The 15,009-nt window shown below is 72.4% G+C and carries 16 protein-coding genes; 12 read left to right on the top strand and 4 right to left on the bottom strand.

What is annotated here, in order from left to right; translation table 11 throughout:
• Nucleotides 1-17 precede the first annotated feature (17 nt).
• Nucleotides 18-1,484 carry an LVIVD repeat-containing protein gene (locus AC4MBH_RS18740; RefSeq protein ID WP_491796857.1) on the bottom strand — a complete coding sequence of 489 codons (1,467 nt, stop codon included), beginning with the start codon at nucleotides 1,482-1,484 and terminating at the stop codon, nucleotides 18-20.
• A 180-nt stretch (nucleotides 1,485-1,664) separates the two neighbouring features.
• On the opposite strand from AC4MBH_RS18740, the gene AC4MBH_RS18735 reads away from it, so the two are divergent.
• On the top strand, nucleotides 1,665-2,177 hold the full coding sequence (locus AC4MBH_RS18735) for a DUF305 domain-containing protein (protein WP_491796855.1): 513 nt from the start codon (nucleotides 1,665-1,667) through the stop codon (nucleotides 2,175-2,177).
• 10 nt (nucleotides 2,178-2,187) lie between these two features.
• Here the strand turns inward: AC4MBH_RS18735 and AC4MBH_RS18730 are convergent, their stop codons facing one another.
• Both AC4MBH_RS18730 and lpdA read right to left on the bottom strand, forming a co-directional pair.
• On the bottom strand, nucleotides 2,188-3,594 hold the full coding sequence (locus AC4MBH_RS18730; RefSeq protein WP_491796853.1) for an NAD(P)H-quinone dehydrogenase: 1,407 nt from the start codon (nucleotides 3,592-3,594) through the stop codon (nucleotides 2,188-2,190).
• 34 nt (nucleotides 3,595-3,628) lie between these two features.
• Nucleotides 3,629-5,020, bottom strand: coding sequence for a dihydrolipoyl dehydrogenase (gene lpdA / locus AC4MBH_RS18725; protein ID WP_491796852.1), 1,392 nt, complete (start codon nucleotides 5,018-5,020; stop codon nucleotides 3,629-3,631).
• A 57-nt stretch (nucleotides 5,021-5,077) separates the two neighbouring features.
• Here lpdA and AC4MBH_RS18720 point away from each other — a divergent pair, with 57 nt between their 5' ends.
• The 7 genes from AC4MBH_RS18720 (at nucleotide 5,078) to AC4MBH_RS18690 (ending at nucleotide 10,462) form a co-directional block, all read left to right on the top strand.
• Nucleotides 5,078-5,530, top strand: a complete 453-nt coding sequence (locus tag AC4MBH_RS18720) for a gamma-glutamylcyclotransferase family protein (RefSeq protein WP_491796851.1) — start codon at nucleotides 5,078-5,080, stop codon at nucleotides 5,528-5,530.
• Between the two features lie 38 nt (nucleotides 5,531-5,568).
• Nucleotides 5,569-6,375, top strand: coding sequence for a purine-nucleoside phosphorylase (locus tag AC4MBH_RS18715; protein ID WP_491796850.1), 807 nt, complete (start codon nucleotides 5,569-5,571; stop codon nucleotides 6,373-6,375).
• A gap of 8 nt (nucleotides 6,376-6,383) precedes the next feature.
• Complete coding sequence (locus AC4MBH_RS18710; protein ID WP_491796849.1) at nucleotides 6,384-7,034, top strand: TetR/AcrR family transcriptional regulator; 651 nt, start codon at nucleotides 6,384-6,386, stop codon at nucleotides 7,032-7,034.
• 52 nt (nucleotides 7,035-7,086) lie between these two features.
• Nucleotides 7,087-7,458 carry a MerR family transcriptional regulator gene (locus tag AC4MBH_RS18705; protein WP_491796847.1) on the top strand — a complete coding sequence of 124 codons (372 nt, stop codon included), beginning with the start codon at nucleotides 7,087-7,089 and terminating at the stop codon, nucleotides 7,456-7,458.
• Nucleotides 7,459-7,509: 51 nt separating this feature from the next.
• Nucleotides 7,510-8,508, top strand: coding sequence for an aldo/keto reductase (locus tag AC4MBH_RS18700; protein WP_491796845.1), 999 nt, complete (start codon nucleotides 7,510-7,512; stop codon nucleotides 8,506-8,508).
• Between the two features lie 67 nt (nucleotides 8,509-8,575).
• Complete coding sequence (locus AC4MBH_RS18695; protein WP_491796843.1) at nucleotides 8,576-8,776, top strand: hypothetical protein; 201 nt, start codon at nucleotides 8,576-8,578, stop codon at nucleotides 8,774-8,776.
• Nucleotides 8,777-8,797: 21 nt separating this feature from the next.
• Nucleotides 8,798-10,462, top strand: coding sequence for a phospho-sugar mutase (locus AC4MBH_RS18690; RefSeq protein WP_491796842.1), 1,665 nt, complete (start codon nucleotides 8,798-8,800; stop codon nucleotides 10,460-10,462).
• A gap of 9 nt (nucleotides 10,463-10,471) precedes the next feature.
• On the opposite strand, the gene AC4MBH_RS18685 is transcribed toward AC4MBH_RS18690, so the two are convergent.
• Nucleotides 10,472-11,068, bottom strand: a complete 597-nt coding sequence (locus AC4MBH_RS18685; protein ID WP_491796840.1) for a hypothetical protein — start codon at nucleotides 11,066-11,068, stop codon at nucleotides 10,472-10,474.
• A 23-nt stretch (nucleotides 11,069-11,091) separates the two neighbouring features.
• Between AC4MBH_RS18685 and deoC the strand changes: the two genes are divergently transcribed.
• The 4 genes from deoC to AC4MBH_RS18665 are packed head-to-tail and all read left to right on the top strand — an operon-like array spanning nucleotide 11,092 to nucleotide 14,999.
• The gene (deoC, locus tag AC4MBH_RS18680) at nucleotides 11,092-12,054 is read left to right on the top strand and encodes a deoxyribose-phosphate aldolase (RefSeq protein WP_491796838.1); all 963 of its coding nucleotides are present in this window, start codon (nucleotides 11,092-11,094) and stop codon (nucleotides 12,052-12,054) included.
• 10 nt (nucleotides 12,055-12,064) lie between these two features.
• The gene (locus AC4MBH_RS18675) at nucleotides 12,065-13,504 is read left to right on the top strand and encodes an aldehyde dehydrogenase family protein (RefSeq protein ID WP_491796837.1); all 1,440 of its coding nucleotides are present in this window, start codon (nucleotides 12,065-12,067) and stop codon (nucleotides 13,502-13,504) included.
• The gene (locus AC4MBH_RS18670) at nucleotides 13,504-14,385 is read left to right on the top strand and encodes an aldehyde dehydrogenase family protein (protein ID WP_491796836.1); all 882 of its coding nucleotides are present in this window, start codon (nucleotides 13,504-13,506) and stop codon (nucleotides 14,383-14,385) included. The genes AC4MBH_RS18675 and AC4MBH_RS18670 overlap by 1 nt, the downstream gene beginning before the upstream one ends.
• A 5-nt stretch (nucleotides 14,386-14,390) precedes the next feature.
• Nucleotides 14,391-14,999, top strand: coding sequence for an ATP-binding protein (locus tag AC4MBH_RS18665; protein ID WP_491796834.1), 609 nt, complete (start codon nucleotides 14,391-14,393; stop codon nucleotides 14,997-14,999).
• The last annotated feature ends 10 nt before the right edge of the window (nucleotides 15,000-15,009 follow it).

Raw genomic sequence — 15,009 nt, 5'->3', positions numbered from 1 at the left:
CGCGCGCCCGGTTCCCGTCATCCGTTGAACGAGGGCTGCGACTGGGCGTTGAAGACCGACAGCTTGCGCTTGGCGGCCTTCTCGGCCCACGGCGTGCGGAGCTTGAACACCTCGAGCCCGCGGGTGATGTCGCTGGAGTAGACGTAGCCGTTGTACCAGTAGGAGGACCAGGAGCCACCGAGCCGCAGCTCCTCGTCGGAGATCGCACCGCGGTCGAAGTACTGCAGCTCGCGGGGCTTGCCGGACTTGGTGAACTCCCAGACCGACGTGCCGCCCTGGTACCAGGCCTGCACCATGATGTCGCGGCCCTTGACCGGGATGAGCGAGCCGTTGTGGGCCACGCAGTTCTCGGTGTCGGACTGCACGCGCGGCATCTTGTAGTAGCTGCGGAAGACGAGCTTGCGCTTGTAGATGTCGTAGATGCCGTCGGCACCGCGCTTGCGGCCGACGTCCTTGTTGCACTCGGCGCCGCCGCCGCCGCCGAGCTCGTCGGTGAAGACGACCTTGTTGCCGGCGTTGTTGAAGGTGGCGGAGTGCCAGAACGCGAAGTTGCGGGTGTCGCGGACCCGGTGGACCACGCGCGGGCGCGAGCGGTTGCTGATGTCCATCAGGATGCCGTCGCCCATGCACGCACCGGCCGCGAGGTTCTTGCGCGGGTAGGCGGTGATGTCGTGGCAGCCGCTGGTGTCGCTGCTGTAGTCGTCGCCGGTCGTGCCGCCGTTGGGGAACAGCACCGGCTCGGCGACCACGCGGGCGGTCGCCGGACGCGCGACGGGGACCTTGACCACGCTGATCGAGTCGTGGGGCGGCAGGCAGTTGGGCTGCAGCGGGCTCGGGCCGTAGGAGGAGACGTAGACGAACACGGTGCGGCCGTCGCGGCTCGGCGCGAGCGTGTGGGTGTGGGACCCGCACTCGGTGAGCACGGACTTCACGAAGCGCGGCTTGCGGGGGTTCTTGATGTCGAAGACCCGGATGCCCTCCCAGGTGCCCGGCAGGGGGGCCTCGGCGCGCTCGTTGTCGCAGGTGCTGTTGGTGCGCAGCGAGTCGACCGAGAGGATCAGCAGGCCGCGGTAGACCGACACGTCGTTCTGGGAGCCCGGGCACTCGACCTGGGCGACGCGCCGCGGCTTGCGGGGGTTCTTGATGTCGTAGACGGTGAAGCCGAGGTAGTTGCCGGCGATGGCGTAGTGACCGGTGAACGCCAGGTCGGTGCCGAAGGCGTCCTCGGCGGTGAACGCGCCGGCGAGCGGGACCCGCGCGACGTTGCGGATGCCGCGGCTGCGGTCGACCTCGCCGCTGCGCACCCGCGGGACGGCCGGCTCGAGGCGGGCGATGTCGTGGCCCGGGAGCTCGGGGCGAGCCTCGAGCACGGGTGCGTCGCGGTCGCGGGGTGACGGGGGGTCGGTCGGATCGGCCGAGGCGGGGATGCCGGCGGCGAGGCCGGCTGTGAGGACGAGGGCACTAGCGGCCACGAGCAGCTTCACCGAGAACTCCTGGGACTTGTCGCTTAGGGTCGGGTGGTGCGGATGACTCGGGCAGCGGTGGCCGTGGTGACGGGTGTGCTGCTCGCGTCGGGGTGTGCTGCAGAGCACAGTACGACAGACGACGGACAGGCGGGAGAGCACGATCACGACGCCGCCTCGGCCCACGACGAGATGTCCGCGATGCCCGGCATGACCGAGGTCAGCGCGCCCCCGGAGTCGGCCTCGTGGAACGCCGCCGACGCGACGTACCTGTCCATGATGGTGGCCCACCACAGCCAGGCCCTCGACCTGGCCGAGCTGGCGCCCGAGCGCGCCTCCGACCCGCAGGTGCGGCGCCTCGCGGAGTCGATCCGCGCCGGGCAGGGACGCGAGATCGTCGTGATGGCGACCTGGCTCGTCGACCACGGACAGCCCGAGCCGACCGTCGAGAGCGTCGCGGCGATGGACGAGATGGGGATGCCCGGCATGCTCACCGGCGACCAGCTCGACGCCCTCACGGCCACCGAGGGCGCAGCGTTCGACCGCCGCTTCCTGGAGGACATGGTGCAGCACCACCAGGGTGCCGTCGCGATGGCCGAGCGGGTGCTCGCCGAGGGCGAGGACGTCCGGGTCTCCGAGATGGCGACCGACGTCATCGCCGGGCAGAACGGCGAGATCGCCCGGATGCGCGACCTGCTCGCCGGCCTGCCCTGACCCGTGCCGGCTAGACCCGGTGCATCCGCCGGGCCGCCTCGGCGATGGAGCCGCTGATCGACGGGTAGACGGTGAACGCCTGCGCCAGCTGGTCGGCTGTGAGCGACTCGGCGACCGCGATCGAGACCGGGTGGATCAGCTCGCTGGCCCGCGGACCGACGACGACGCCGCCCACGACGATGCCCGTGCCGGGACGGCAGAACAGCTTCACGAAGCCGTCGTGGACGCCCTGCATCTTCGCGCGGGCGTTGCCCGAGAGCGGCAGGGTGACCGCCTCGGCCTGCATCTCGCCGGCGTCGACGGCCTGCTGGGACCAGCCGACGGTGGCGATCTCGGGGGCGGTGAAGACGTTGGAGGAGACCTTCTTCAGGTCCAGCGGGTGCACGGTGTCGCCGAGGAAGTGCCACATCGCGATGCGGCCCTGCATGGCGGCCACGCTGGCGAGCATCAGCACGCCGGTGCAGTCGCCCGCGGCGTAGACCCCGCGCGCGGAGGTGCGCGAGACGCGGTCGACGTTGACGAACCCGCCGTCCTTGAGCACGACCCCGGCCTCCTCGAGCCCGATGTCGTGGGTGTTGGGCACCGAGCCCAGCGCGAGGATGCAGTGGCTGGCCCGGACCTCGCGGCCGTCGGTGAGCGTCACGGTGACGACGTCGCCGTCGCGGGTGACCGACTCCATCCGCGACTTCGACAGCACCGTCATGCCACGCCGCTTGGAGACCTCCTCCAGCACGTGGGACGCGTCGGCGTCCTCGCCGGGCAGCACCCGGTCACGGCTGGAGACCAGCGTCACCGGGATGCCGAGCGCGAGGTAGGCGCTCGCGAACTCCGCGCCGGTGACGCCGGAGCCGACCACCACCAGCTCGGTGGGCACCTCGGTGAGGTCGTAGACCTGCTCCCAGGTGAGGATCCGCTCGCCGTCGGGCTCGGCGCTCGGCAGGGTGCGGGGCGCCGCGCCGGTCGCGACCAGGATCGCGTCGGCCTCGAGCGTCTCGTGGACCGGGTCGTCGGGACTGCGCCCGCCGACCACGATCCGGGACGGGCCGTCGAACCGGCCGACTCCCTCGACGACGCGGACGCCGTCCTTGTCGAGCTTGGCGGAGATGTCGGCCGACTGGTCGGCGGCGAGCTTCTTGACCCGGTCGTTGACGCGCGCCAGGTCGACCTGGATCGCGGTCGCCGCGTCGCCCTCGTGGTCGAAGAAGTCGAGGCCGAGCTCGGCGGCGCCGCCCAGCTGGGTCATCACCTCGGCCGTGGCGATGAGGGTCTTGCTGGGCACGCAGTCGGTCAGCACCGCCGACCCCCCGATGCCGTGGGAGTCGACGATGGTGACGTCGGCGCCGAGCTGGGCGGCCACCATCGCCGCCTCGTAGCCGCCCGGTCCGCCGCCGAGGATGACGACCTTGTCGGTGCTCATGCGTCTGCGTCCCTCTTTCGCCTGGCTGGTCCGGTCAGAAGTTGATCATGTGCCCGGCGATGCCGTGCACGGCCTCCTTGACCGCCTCCGACAGCGTCGGGTGGGCGAAGACGTTGCGGGCGACCTCGTCGGCGGTGAGGTCCCACTGCTGGGCCAGCGTGAGGATCGGCAGCTGCTCGGTGACGTCGGGCCCGATCATGTGGGCGCCGAGGATCTCGTTGTGCTCGGCGTCGGCGACGATCTTGACGAAGCCGACCGCCTCGCCGAGGCCCTGGGCCTTGCCGTTGGCCGAGAACGGGAACGTCGCGGTCTTGACGTCGTAGCCCTTGTCCTTGGCCTGCTGCTCGCTGTAGCCGAACGACCCGATCTGCGGCTGGCAGTACGTCGCCCGCGGGATCATGTCGAAGTCGATCTCCATCGTCTCGGCGCCGGCGATGGTCTCGGCGGTGACGATGCCCATGGCCTCCGCGGCGTGGGCGAGCATCATCTTCCCGGTGACGTCGCCGATCGCGTAGACGTGGTCGACGTTGGTGCGGCCGCGGCCGTCGACCTCGATGGCGCCGCGGTCGGTGACCTTGACGCCGACGGCGTCGAGCCCGTAGCCCTCCACGCGAGGCGCGAAGCCGATGGCCTGCAGCACCTTGTCGGCCCGGAGGACCTCCTCCTTGCCGTCCTTGGAGACCGTGACCTCGACCTGGTCGCCGGAGTCGTCGATGCCCTCGACCTTGGTGCTGAGCAGCACCTTCACCCCGAGCTTCTTGTAGTGCTTGAGCAGCTCCTTGGACACGTCGGCGTCCTCGGTGGGCACCATCCGGTCGAGGAACTCCACGATGGTCACGTCGACGCCGAAGTTCTTCATCACGTAGGCGAACTCGACGCCGATCGCGCCGGAGCCGGCGATGATGATGCTGCCGGGGAGCGTGTCGTCGAGGATCTGCTCCTCGTAGGTCACCACGCGCTCGCTGAGCTTCGTGCCGGGGATCAGCCGGGTCGTGGCGCCGGTGGCGATGATCAGGTCGTCACAGGTGTACGACGTGGTCTCGCCGTCCTTGCCCTTGACGTCGACCCCGGTCGCGCTGGTCAGCGTGCCCCAGCCGTCGATCTCGGTGATCTTGTTCTTCTTCATCAGGAAGTGGACGCCCTTGACGATGCCGGCGCTGACCTGGCGGCTGCGCTTGTGCGTCGGGCCGAAGGCCATCGTGGCGTCGCCCTCGATGCCGAACTTCTCCTTCTCGTGCTGCAGCACGTGGGCGAGCTCGGCGTTGCGCAGCAGCGCCTTGCTGGGGATGCAGCCGACGTTGAGGCAGACGCCTCCCCAGTACTTCTCCTCGACCACAGCCACGGACTTGCCGAGCTGGGCCGCACGGATCGCGGCGACGTACCCACCGGGGCCGGCACCGAGGACGATGACATCGAAGTGGCTCACCCCTCGATCGTAGTGCGGCACCGGGGCCGGCCCGGGGCGGGCACTACTCTGCTCCCCGTGACGCTGTACGCCGCCTACGGGAGCAACCTCGACCCGGCGCGGATGAGCGAGCGGTGTCCGCACTCCCCGCTGCAGACCACCGGGTGGCTCGCCGGCTGGCGGCTGACCTTCGGCGGCGAGGAGCTCGGCTGGGACGGCGCCCTGCCGACCCTGGTCCAGGACCCCTTCGAGCAGGTCTTCGTGGCGGTCTACGACGTCGGCCCGATGGACGAGTCCACCCTCGACGGCTGGGAGCAGGCCGACACCGGTCTCTACCGCAAGGCCAAGGTGCGGGTCGCCACGATGACCGGCGAGCTGGTCGTGTGGACCTACGTGCTCGACGCCTACGAGGGCGGCCTCCCCTCCGCGGTCACCCTCGGCGTCCTCGCCGACGCCGCCGAGGCCGCCGACGCCCCCGCCGACTACGTCGCCGCCCTGCGCCGGCGGCCCTGCCGGTCGACGGGGTTGTAGCGCGGCGTCCGCACCCCGGGGTCCTAGAGTCACCGGTTGTGACCGACCCCACCACCTCCCCCCAGGACCTCGCCCGCGCCGCGGCGGCCCGTCTCGCCGAGCTGACCGGCGTCGAGCGGCACGACGTGGCGCTGGTGCTCGGCAGCGGCTGGCTGCCGGCCGTCGACGCGCTCGGCGAGGCCACGGCCGAGATCGACACCACCGACCTGCCCGGCTTCAGCGCCGCGGCCGTCGTCGGTCACGCCGGCAAGATCCGCAGCATCCGGGCCGGTGACCGGCAGCTGCTGGTGTTCCTCAGCCGCACCCACTACTACGAGGGCAAGGGCGTCGCCGCCGTCGTGCACGGCGTCCGCACCGCCGCGGCTGCGGGGTGCCGCGCGATCGTGCTGACCAACGGCTGCGGCGGGCTCAAGGAGACGTGGAGCCCCGGGACGCCGGTGCTGATCAGCGACCACATCAACCTCACCGGCAAGAGCCCGATCGAGGGCGCGAACTTCGTCGACCTCACCGACCTCTACTCCCCCCGCCTGCGGGCGCTGTGCCGCGAGGTCGACCCGAGCCTCGACGAGGGCGTCTACGTCCAGTTCCCCGGACCCCACTACGAGACGCCCGCCGAGATCGGGATGGTCCGCGCGATCGGCGGCCACCTGGTCGGGATGAGCACGACCCTCGAGGCGATCGCCGCGCGCGAGGCCGGTCTCGAGGTCCTCGGGATCAGCCTGGTCACCAACCTCGCCGCCGGGATCAGCGGCGAGCCGCTCGACCACGCCGAGGTGCTGGAGGCCGGCCGGGCCGCCGCCAGCCGGATGGGCGACCTGCTCGGGCGCGTCGTCCCGGGGATCTGAGGTACGCCGTGACCCGCCCGGGCGCCACGCAGGGCACCGCCGAGGACACCCGACGCCGGTTGGTCGACGCCGCCACCCTGGGCTTCGCCGAGCACGGCGTGCACACCGCCTCGCTGCTGGAGATCACCCGCAACGCCGGCCAGCGCAACCGGGGCGCCGTCCACTACCACTTCGGCTCGCGCACCGGGATGCTCGTCGCGGTCCTCGAGCAGCACGTCGAGCTGCTGTCCACGCGCGAGCGGGAGCTGCTGGCCCTGGCCCGGTCGCGACCCGACACCGACCTCCCGTCCGCCGTCGAGGCGTTCGTGCGCCCGGCGGTCGAGCTGGCCGAGCTCGGGGGCCAGGGCCGCGCCTACCTCGCCATCCTGGCCCAGCTCGTCGAGGAGGACCCCGCGGCGATGGAGCCCGAGGTCGTCGCGGCACTCGAGCGGATGGGCGGGTACGACGCCTACTCGCTGCTGGAGCAGCGCGTCCCACCGATGCCCGACGACCTGCGGTCCGAGCGGCTCTCCCTGGTCACGGCGTTCATCCTGCGCGCCATCGCCGACCGCTCCCGGGCCGGGGAGCGCCCCACGGGCCGCCCCCAGCTCGAGGTCGAGGCGTTCGCGGCCAACCTCGTCGCGATGGTCGTCGGGATGCTCCAGGCGCCGGCCGGCTAGGTCACCCGGGCGACCGCTTGACCTGGAGCCGACTCCAAGGTGCACTGGCCCCATGACCGACGGGCTCACCATCGCCGACGCCGCCGCGCACCTCGGGCTCACCCCCGACACCCTGCGCTACTACGAGAGGGACGGCCTGCTGCTGAGCCCCGTCGGCCGAGCCGCCAGCGGCCACCGCCGCTACGGCCCCGCCGACCTGCGCTGGATCGAGCTCGTGACCCGGCTCCGGTCGACCGGGATGGCCATCCGCGACGTACGCCGCTACGCCGACCTGGTCCGCGCCGGCGCCGGCAACGAGGCCGACCGGCTCGCACTGCTGCGGGAGCACCGCCGCACGGTGCTCGCCCAGCTGGCCGAGGTGCAGGCGCACCTCGGTGCGATCGACTACAAGATCGGGCTGTACACCGAGGTGGTGGAGGGGTGACCGACGGCGCCGCTTGACCTCGAGCGCGCTCCAGGTGTGAGGCTGGTCGGCATGACCCTTCAGACCCGCACCCTCGGCACCGCCTCACCCCTCGACGTCTCGGCCCTCGGGCTGGGCTGCATGGGCATGTCGGAGTTCTACGGCACCCCCGACGAGGCCGGTGGCATCGCCACGATCCACCGGGCCCTCGACCTGGGCGTCACCTTCCTCGACACCGCCGACATGTACGGCCCGTTCACCAACGAGCGCCTCGTGGGCAAGGCGATCGCCGCCAGCGGCCAGGGCCGCGACGGCGTCGTGCTGGCCACCAAGTTCGGCAACGAGCGCAGTGAGGACGGCGGGTTCCTCGGCATCAACGGCCGCCCCGACTACGTGCGCTCGGCCTGCGACGCGTCGTTGCAGCGGCTCGGCGTCGACCACGTCGACCTCTACTACCAGCACCGCGTCGACAAGACCGTGCCGATCGAGGAGACCGTCGGCGCCATGAAGGAGCTCGTCGAGGCCGGCAAGGTCCGCCACCTCGGCCTGTCCGAGGCCGGCCCCGACACCATCCGCCGCGCCCACGCCGTCCACCCGATCACCGCGCTGCAGAGCGAGTACTCGCTCTTCACCCGCGACCTCGACGACGAGATCCTGCCGCTGCTGCGCGAGCTCGGCATCGGCCTGGTCCCCTACTCCCCCCTCGGCCGCGGCATCCTCACCGGCACGATCACGCCGGGCTCGCTCGAGAGCGCCGACTCCCGCAACAGCCGCTTCCCCCGGCTGCACGGCGAGGCGCTCGACGCCAACCTGCGACTCGTCGACCGGGTCAAGGAGATCGCCCAGGAGAAGGGCTGCACCCCGGGGCAGCTCGCGCTCGCCTGGGTCCTCGCCCAGGGCGACGACGTCGCCCCGATCCCCGGCACCAAGCGGGTCACCTACCTCGAGGAGAACCTCGGCTCCGCCGAGGTCGACCTCACCGCTGACGACCTCGACCGGATCGCCGACGCGGTGCCGGCCGACGCCGTGGTCGGTCCGCGGTACGGCGACATGAGCAGCATCGACGCCTGAGCCTCGTGGCGACGTCCCGCCCGTCGGAATGAACCCGTGGCCCGGCGGGCGTGGTGACCTCGGTCACATGGGTGACGACGAGCAGCAGGAGGGCCAGGTCGGCTCCGCCGACCCCAGCAAGCGGTTCCGCGAGATGGAGGTCAGCGAGGAGGAGCGACGCCAGATCGAGGAGGAGCGCAAGGAACGCCTCGACCCCGCCAACCGGCCCGAGAACGCCGAGGTCGACAACACCGACCGCACCTTCGAGGACGGCGAGTTCAAGGACTGAGCGGGCGCTACGGTGCCTGACATGAGCCCCGAGGTCGACGTCCTGCTCGAGCGTGCGCACGCCTGGCTGGCCGAGGACCCCGACCCGCAGACCCGCGCCGAGCTGGAGCAGGTCCTGGCCGCCGTCACCGCCGGCGACCAGGACGCCGCGGCCGACCTCGCGGACCGGTTCCGCGGCACCCTCGAGTTCGGCACCGCCGGTCTGCGCGGCGCCCTCGGTGCCGGCCCCTACCGGATGAACCGGGTCGTGGTCACCCGGGCCGCGGCCGGGCTGGCGGCGTACCTCCACGAGCAGGGCGCGGGCTCGCACGCCTCGGTGGTGATCGGGTACGACGCCCGCCACGGCTCCGAGGTCTTCGCCCGCGACACGGCCGAGGTGATGACCGGCGCCGGGTTCACCGCCTGGGTGCTGCCGCGGCCGCTGCCGACCCCGGTGCTGGCGTTCGCGATCCGCGAGCTCGGCTGCGTGGCCGGGGTGATGGTGACCGCGAGCCACAACCCGGCGCAGGACAACGGCTACAAGGTCTACCTCGGCGACGGCAGCCAGATCGTGCCGCCCGCCGACGCCCAGATCGCGGCGCACATCCACGCCGTCGGTCCCCTCGCCGACGTACGCCGCGGCCCCGCCGGCACGGTCCTGCGCGAGGACCTCGTCGACCTCTACCTCGACACGGTCGCCGCCCTCGCCGGCGACGGGCCCCGCGACCTCGACATCGTCTACACCCCGCTGCACGGCGTCGGCGGCACCACGGTGCTGCAGGTGCTCGAGACCGCGGGGTTCAGCGAGCCGCGGGTCGTCGAGCAGCAGGAGCAGCCCGACCCCGACTTCCCGACCGTGGGGTTCCCCAACCCCGAGGAGCCGGGGGCCATGGACCTCGCGCTCGCGCTGGCCGAGCGCACCGGCGCCGACCTGGTGGTGGCCAACGACCCCGACGCCGACCGGTGTGCGGCCGCCGTCCCCGGTGACGGCGGGTGGCGGATGCTGCGCGGCGACGAGGTCGGGGCGCTGCTGGCCCACCACCTCCTCTCCAGCGGCCGGACGGGCACCTACGCCACCTCGATCGTGTCGTCGTCGCTGCTCGCCAAGCAGGCCGCTGCCGCCGGGCAGCCGCACCAGGAGACGCTGACCGGCTTCAAGTGGATCGGCCGCCTGCCGGGCCTCGCCTTCGGCTACGAGGAGGCGCTCGGCTACTGCGTCGACCCCGAGCACGTCCGCGACAAGGACGGTGTCTCGGCGCTGCTGCTGCTCTGCGAGCTCGCCGCGTCGCTCAAGGCCGAGGGCCGGTCGCTGACCGACCTGCTCGACGACATCGCGCGCGAGCACGGGCTGCACGCCACCGACCAGGTCTCGGTGCGGGTCGCCGACCTCGCGCTCATCCCGGCCGCGATGACCCGGCTGCGCGAGCGCCCGCCCACCTCGCTCGGGGGGCTCGCGGTGCTGCGGGTCGACGACCTCAGCGCCGGGTCCGAGGCGCTGCCCCCCACCGACGGCCTGCGCTACCACCTCGCCGACGGGGCCCGCGTGATCGTGCGGCCCAGCGGCACCGAGCCCAAGGTCAAGTGCTACCTCGAGGTCGTCGTCCCGGTCGAGGCCGGCGTCGAGGACGGCGTGGAGGCGGCCCGCATCAACGCCGCCGGTCGCCTCGACGCGCTCGGCACCGACATCCGCGCCGCCGCGGGGATCTGAGCGGGCCGCTCAGACGGCGAGCAGCACCGCGAACGCCACGACCGAGCCGACCAGCCACACGATCTCCGGCAGCGCCGGCTCGCGGCGCACCTGCTGCGACAGCTCGACGTGCTCGGGCGAGGACCGGCGGATGCCGAGCCGGTCACGCGCCGCCTCGGCCCGGCTGCGGATCTGCTCCTCGACGAAGAGGCCGTAGTCGTCGCGGGCCGCGGCGACGAGGTCGACGGGTTCGCGACCGCCCTGGACGTCGTAGGACCGCAGCTGGCGCCGGGTCCGGCCGACCGCGGGGCTGGTGAAGCGCCGTTCGCCCGCGCGGACCACGAGCAGCTGCCGCACCGCGACCTCCTCCACGGCGCCCACCGGGAAGCGCACCGTCTGGAGCATCCCTCGCAGCACCAGGTCTCCGTCGAGGATGGCGACCCTGGGCCGCAGGCACGTCGTCCACGCGGCGGCGGCGACGAGGGAGCCGAACGCGACGGCCGCCCACGTGACCGGTCGGTCGACCAGGGCCAGCACGACGGCGCCCGCTCCCACCAGCACGCCGACCACGCCGACCAGCCGACCGCCCGAGGCCGGGAAGCGCTGGTCTGGGTTGTCGCCGTCCACACGCCGAACTCTATGCTGGGTCGATGCCCTCGCTCGCCACGGACTTCTCCGACGTCACCCGGTCCGAGGCGTCGCTCCGGCGGTTCCTCCACGGCCTGCCGGGCGTCGACCAGGTCGGCGCGGAGGCACGGGCAGCCACCCTCGGCACCCGCTCGATCAAGACCACCGCCAAGGCGCACGCGCTCGACCTGGCCATCCGGATGGTCGACCTGACCACGCTGGAGGGACAGGACACCCACGGCAAGGTCCGCGCCCTGGCATCGAAGGCGATGCGCCCCGACCCGGCCGACCCGACCTGCCCGCCGGTGGCCGCGGTCTGCGTCTACCCCGACATGGTCGCCACCGCCAAGCAGACCCTGGGCGCCTCGGGCGTCCACGTCGCCGCGGTGGCGACGGCGTTCCCCAGCGGCCGCGCGGCACTCGACATCAAGCTCGCCGACACCCGCGACGCGGTCGAGGCCGGCGCCGACGAGATCGACATGGTCATCGACCGCGGCGCGTTCCTGTCCGGGCACTACCTGCAGGTCCTCGAGGAGATCGTGGCCGTGCGCGCGGCGTGCGCCCGTCCCGACGGCGAGGACGCGCACCTCAAGGTGATCTTCGAGACCGGCGAGCTGCAGACCTACGACAACGTGCGCCGCGTCAGCTGGCTGGCCATGATGGCCGGCGCGCACTTCATCAAGACCTCCACCGGCAAGGTGCAGCCGGCCGCCACCTTGCCGGTCACCCTGGTGATGCTGGAGGCCGTCCGCGACTTCCGCGAGGCCACCGGGCAGATGGTCGGCGTCAAGCCGGCCGGCGGCATCCGCACCAGCAAGGACGCGATCAAGTACCTCGTGATGGTCAACGAGGTCGCCGGCGCCGACTGGCTCGACCCGGACTGGTTCCGCTTCGGGGCGTCCACGCTGCTCAACGAGCTGCTGATGCAGCGCACCAAGATGACCACGGGCCGCTACTCCGGACCCGACTACTTCACCCTCGACTGAGGACACATCCATGAGCACCCCGTTCGAGTACGCCCCGGCCCCCGAGTCGCGGAGCATCGTCGACCTGCAGCCGTCCTACCGCCTGTTCATCGACGGCGAGTTCGTCGACGGCCACGGCTCGTCGTTCAAGACGATCAACCCCGCCACCGAGGAGGTGCTGGCCGAGGTCGCCGAGGCCGACGCCTCCGACGTCGACGCCGCGGTCACGGCCGCCCGGCGCGCCTACGACCGCGTGTGGTCGCGGATGCCGGGCAGCGAGCGCGCGAAGTACCTCTACCGGATCGCGCGGATCATCCAGGAGCGCGGCCGCGAGCTGGCCGTGCTGGAGTCGCTCGACAACGGCAAGCCGATCCGCGAGTCGCGCGACGTCGACGTGCCGATCGTCGCCGCGCACTTCTTCTACTACGCCGGCTGGGCCGACAAGCTGGAGTACTCCGGCTACGGCTCGACGCCCATCGGGGTCGCCGGCCAGGTCATCCCGTGGAACTTCCCGCTGCTGATGCTGGCCTGGAAGATCGCGCCGGCCCTGGCGTGCGGCAACACCGTGGTGCTCAAGCCCGCCGAGACGACGCCGCTGACCGCGCTGCTGTTCGCCGAGATCTGCCAGCAGGCCGACCTGCCGCCCGGCGTGGTCAACATCGTCACCGGCGCCGGGGCCACCGGCCAGGCGATCGTGGCCCACCCCGGCGTCGACAAGGTCGCCTTCACCGGCTCCACCGAGGTCGGCAAGGCCATCGCCCGCGCCGTGGCCGGGTCGAGCAAGAAGGTCACCCTCGAGCTCGGCGGCAAGGCCGCCAACATCGTCTTCGACGACGCCCCGCTCGACCAGGCGGTCGAGGGGATCGTCGACGGCATCTTCTTCAACCAGGGCCACGTCTGCTGCGCCGGCTCGCGCCTGCTGGTGCAGGAGTCGATCGCCGAGGAGCTGCTCGGGAGGCTCAAGCGACGGATGGGCACGCTGCGGGTGGGCGACCCGCTGGACAAGAACACCGACGTCGGGGCGATCAACTCCGCCGAGCAGCTGCAGCGCATCCGCGAGCTCAGCGACATCGGCGACCAGGAGGGCGCCGGCCGGTGGTCGCCACCCTGCGACCTGCCCGACCGCGGCTTCTGGTTCCCGCCGACGCTGTTCACCGGCGTCACCCAGGCCCACCGCATCGCCCGCGAGGAGATCTTCGGCCCGGTGCTGTCGGTGCTGACGTTCCGCACGCCGTCGGAGGCGGTCGAGAAGGCCAACAACACGCCGTACGGCCTGTCCGCGGGCGTCTGGACCGAGAAGGGCTCGCGCATCCTGCACGTGGCGAGCGCGCTCAAGGCCGGCGTCGTGTGGGCCAACACCTTCAACAAGTTCGACCCGACGAGCCCCTTCGGCGGCTACAAGGAGTCCGGCCAGGGCCGCGAGGGCGGCCGCCACGGACTGAGCGCCTACCTGAAGGGCGGTGACCTCTGATGGCCCGGACGCCGGAGCGCCAGAGCGTGCGCAAGACCTACAAGCTCTACATCGGCGGGGCCTTCCCGCGCTCGGAGTCGGGCCACTCCTACGTCGTCGAGGACGCGAGGGGCGCGTTCGTGGCCAACGCCGCCCTCGCCTCGCGCAAGGACGCCCGCGACGCCGTCGTGGCCGCCCGCAAGGCCGTCGGCGGCTGGTCGGGCCGCACCGCCTACAACCGGGCGCAGGTGCTCTACCGCGTCGCCGAGGTGATGGAGGACCGCCGGCCGCAGTTCGTCGCCGCCGTCGAGCAGTCCGAGGGCCTCGGTTCGTCGAAGGCCTCCGCCGTCGTCGACGCCGCCGTCGACCGCCTCGTCTGGTACGCCGGGTGGGCCGACAAGCTGACCCAGGTGGTCGGCAACGCCAACCCCGTCGCCGGACCGTTCTTCAACCTCTCGACGCCCGAGCCGTCCGGCGTGGTCGCCGTGCTGGCCCCGCAGGCCTCCTCGCTGCTCGGGCTCGTCTCGGTGGTCGCGCCCGTCGTCGTCACTGGCAACACCGCCGTCGTCGTCTCGTCGTTCCGGCGTCCGCTGCCGGCGGTGACGTTCGCCGAGGTGCTGGCCACCTCCGACGTGCCGGGCGGGGTCGTCAACATCCTCACCGGCGACGCCGCCGCGGTCGGCCCGTGGCTGGCCTCCCACATGGACGTCAACGCCATCGACCTCGTCGGGGTCTCCGGCGACACCGCGCTCGCCACCAGCCTCGAGGTCGCTGCGGCCGACAACCTCAAGCGCGTGCGGCGTACGCCGCCGGCCGAGCCCGACTGGAGCGCCACGCCGGGTCTGGACACGATGACCGACTTCGTCGAGATCAAGACGGTCTGGCACCCGATGGGCGTCTGAGCGGCGTGCAGGCCCGGGTCATCGTCCTCGCCGGCCCGTCGGGGTCCGGCAAGTCCCGGCTCGCCGAACGGCTCGGGCTCCCGGTGCTCCGCCTCGACGACTTCTACAAGGACGGCGGCGACCCCACGCTGCCGCGCATCGGCTCCGGCGCCAACGCCGGGCTGGTCGACTGGGACGACCCCGCGTCGTGGCTCGGCGACGACGCCGTCGCGGCGGCGGTCGCGATCTGCCGCGACGGCGCCGGTGACGTGCCGGTCTACGACATCGCCCACGACGGCCGGACCGGCTGGCACCGGCTCGACCTCGGCGGGGCGGCGTACGTCGTGGCCGAGGGGATCTTCGCCCAGGAGGTGGTGCGGCCGCTCGAGGCGCACGGTCTGCTGGGAGCGGCGTTCTGCGTGCGGCAGCCGGCGGTGGTGACCTTCTGGCGGCGCCTGGTCCGGGACCTGCGCGAGCACCGCAAGCCGCCGCTGGTGCTGGTGCGCCGGGGGCTGGCGCTGATGCGGGCCCAGCGCCAGGTCGTGGCCCACGCCGTCGAGCTCGGGTGCACGCCGGTCTCGCCCGACGAGGCGGCCGCGCACGTCTCGGAGCTCGTGCACCGGGTCGGGCGGTGAACCCGGCCGG

The organism is Nocardioides sp. WJ219 (genome assembly GCF_058559815.1).
This window is presented reverse-complemented; position numbering and strand designations above follow the sequence as displayed.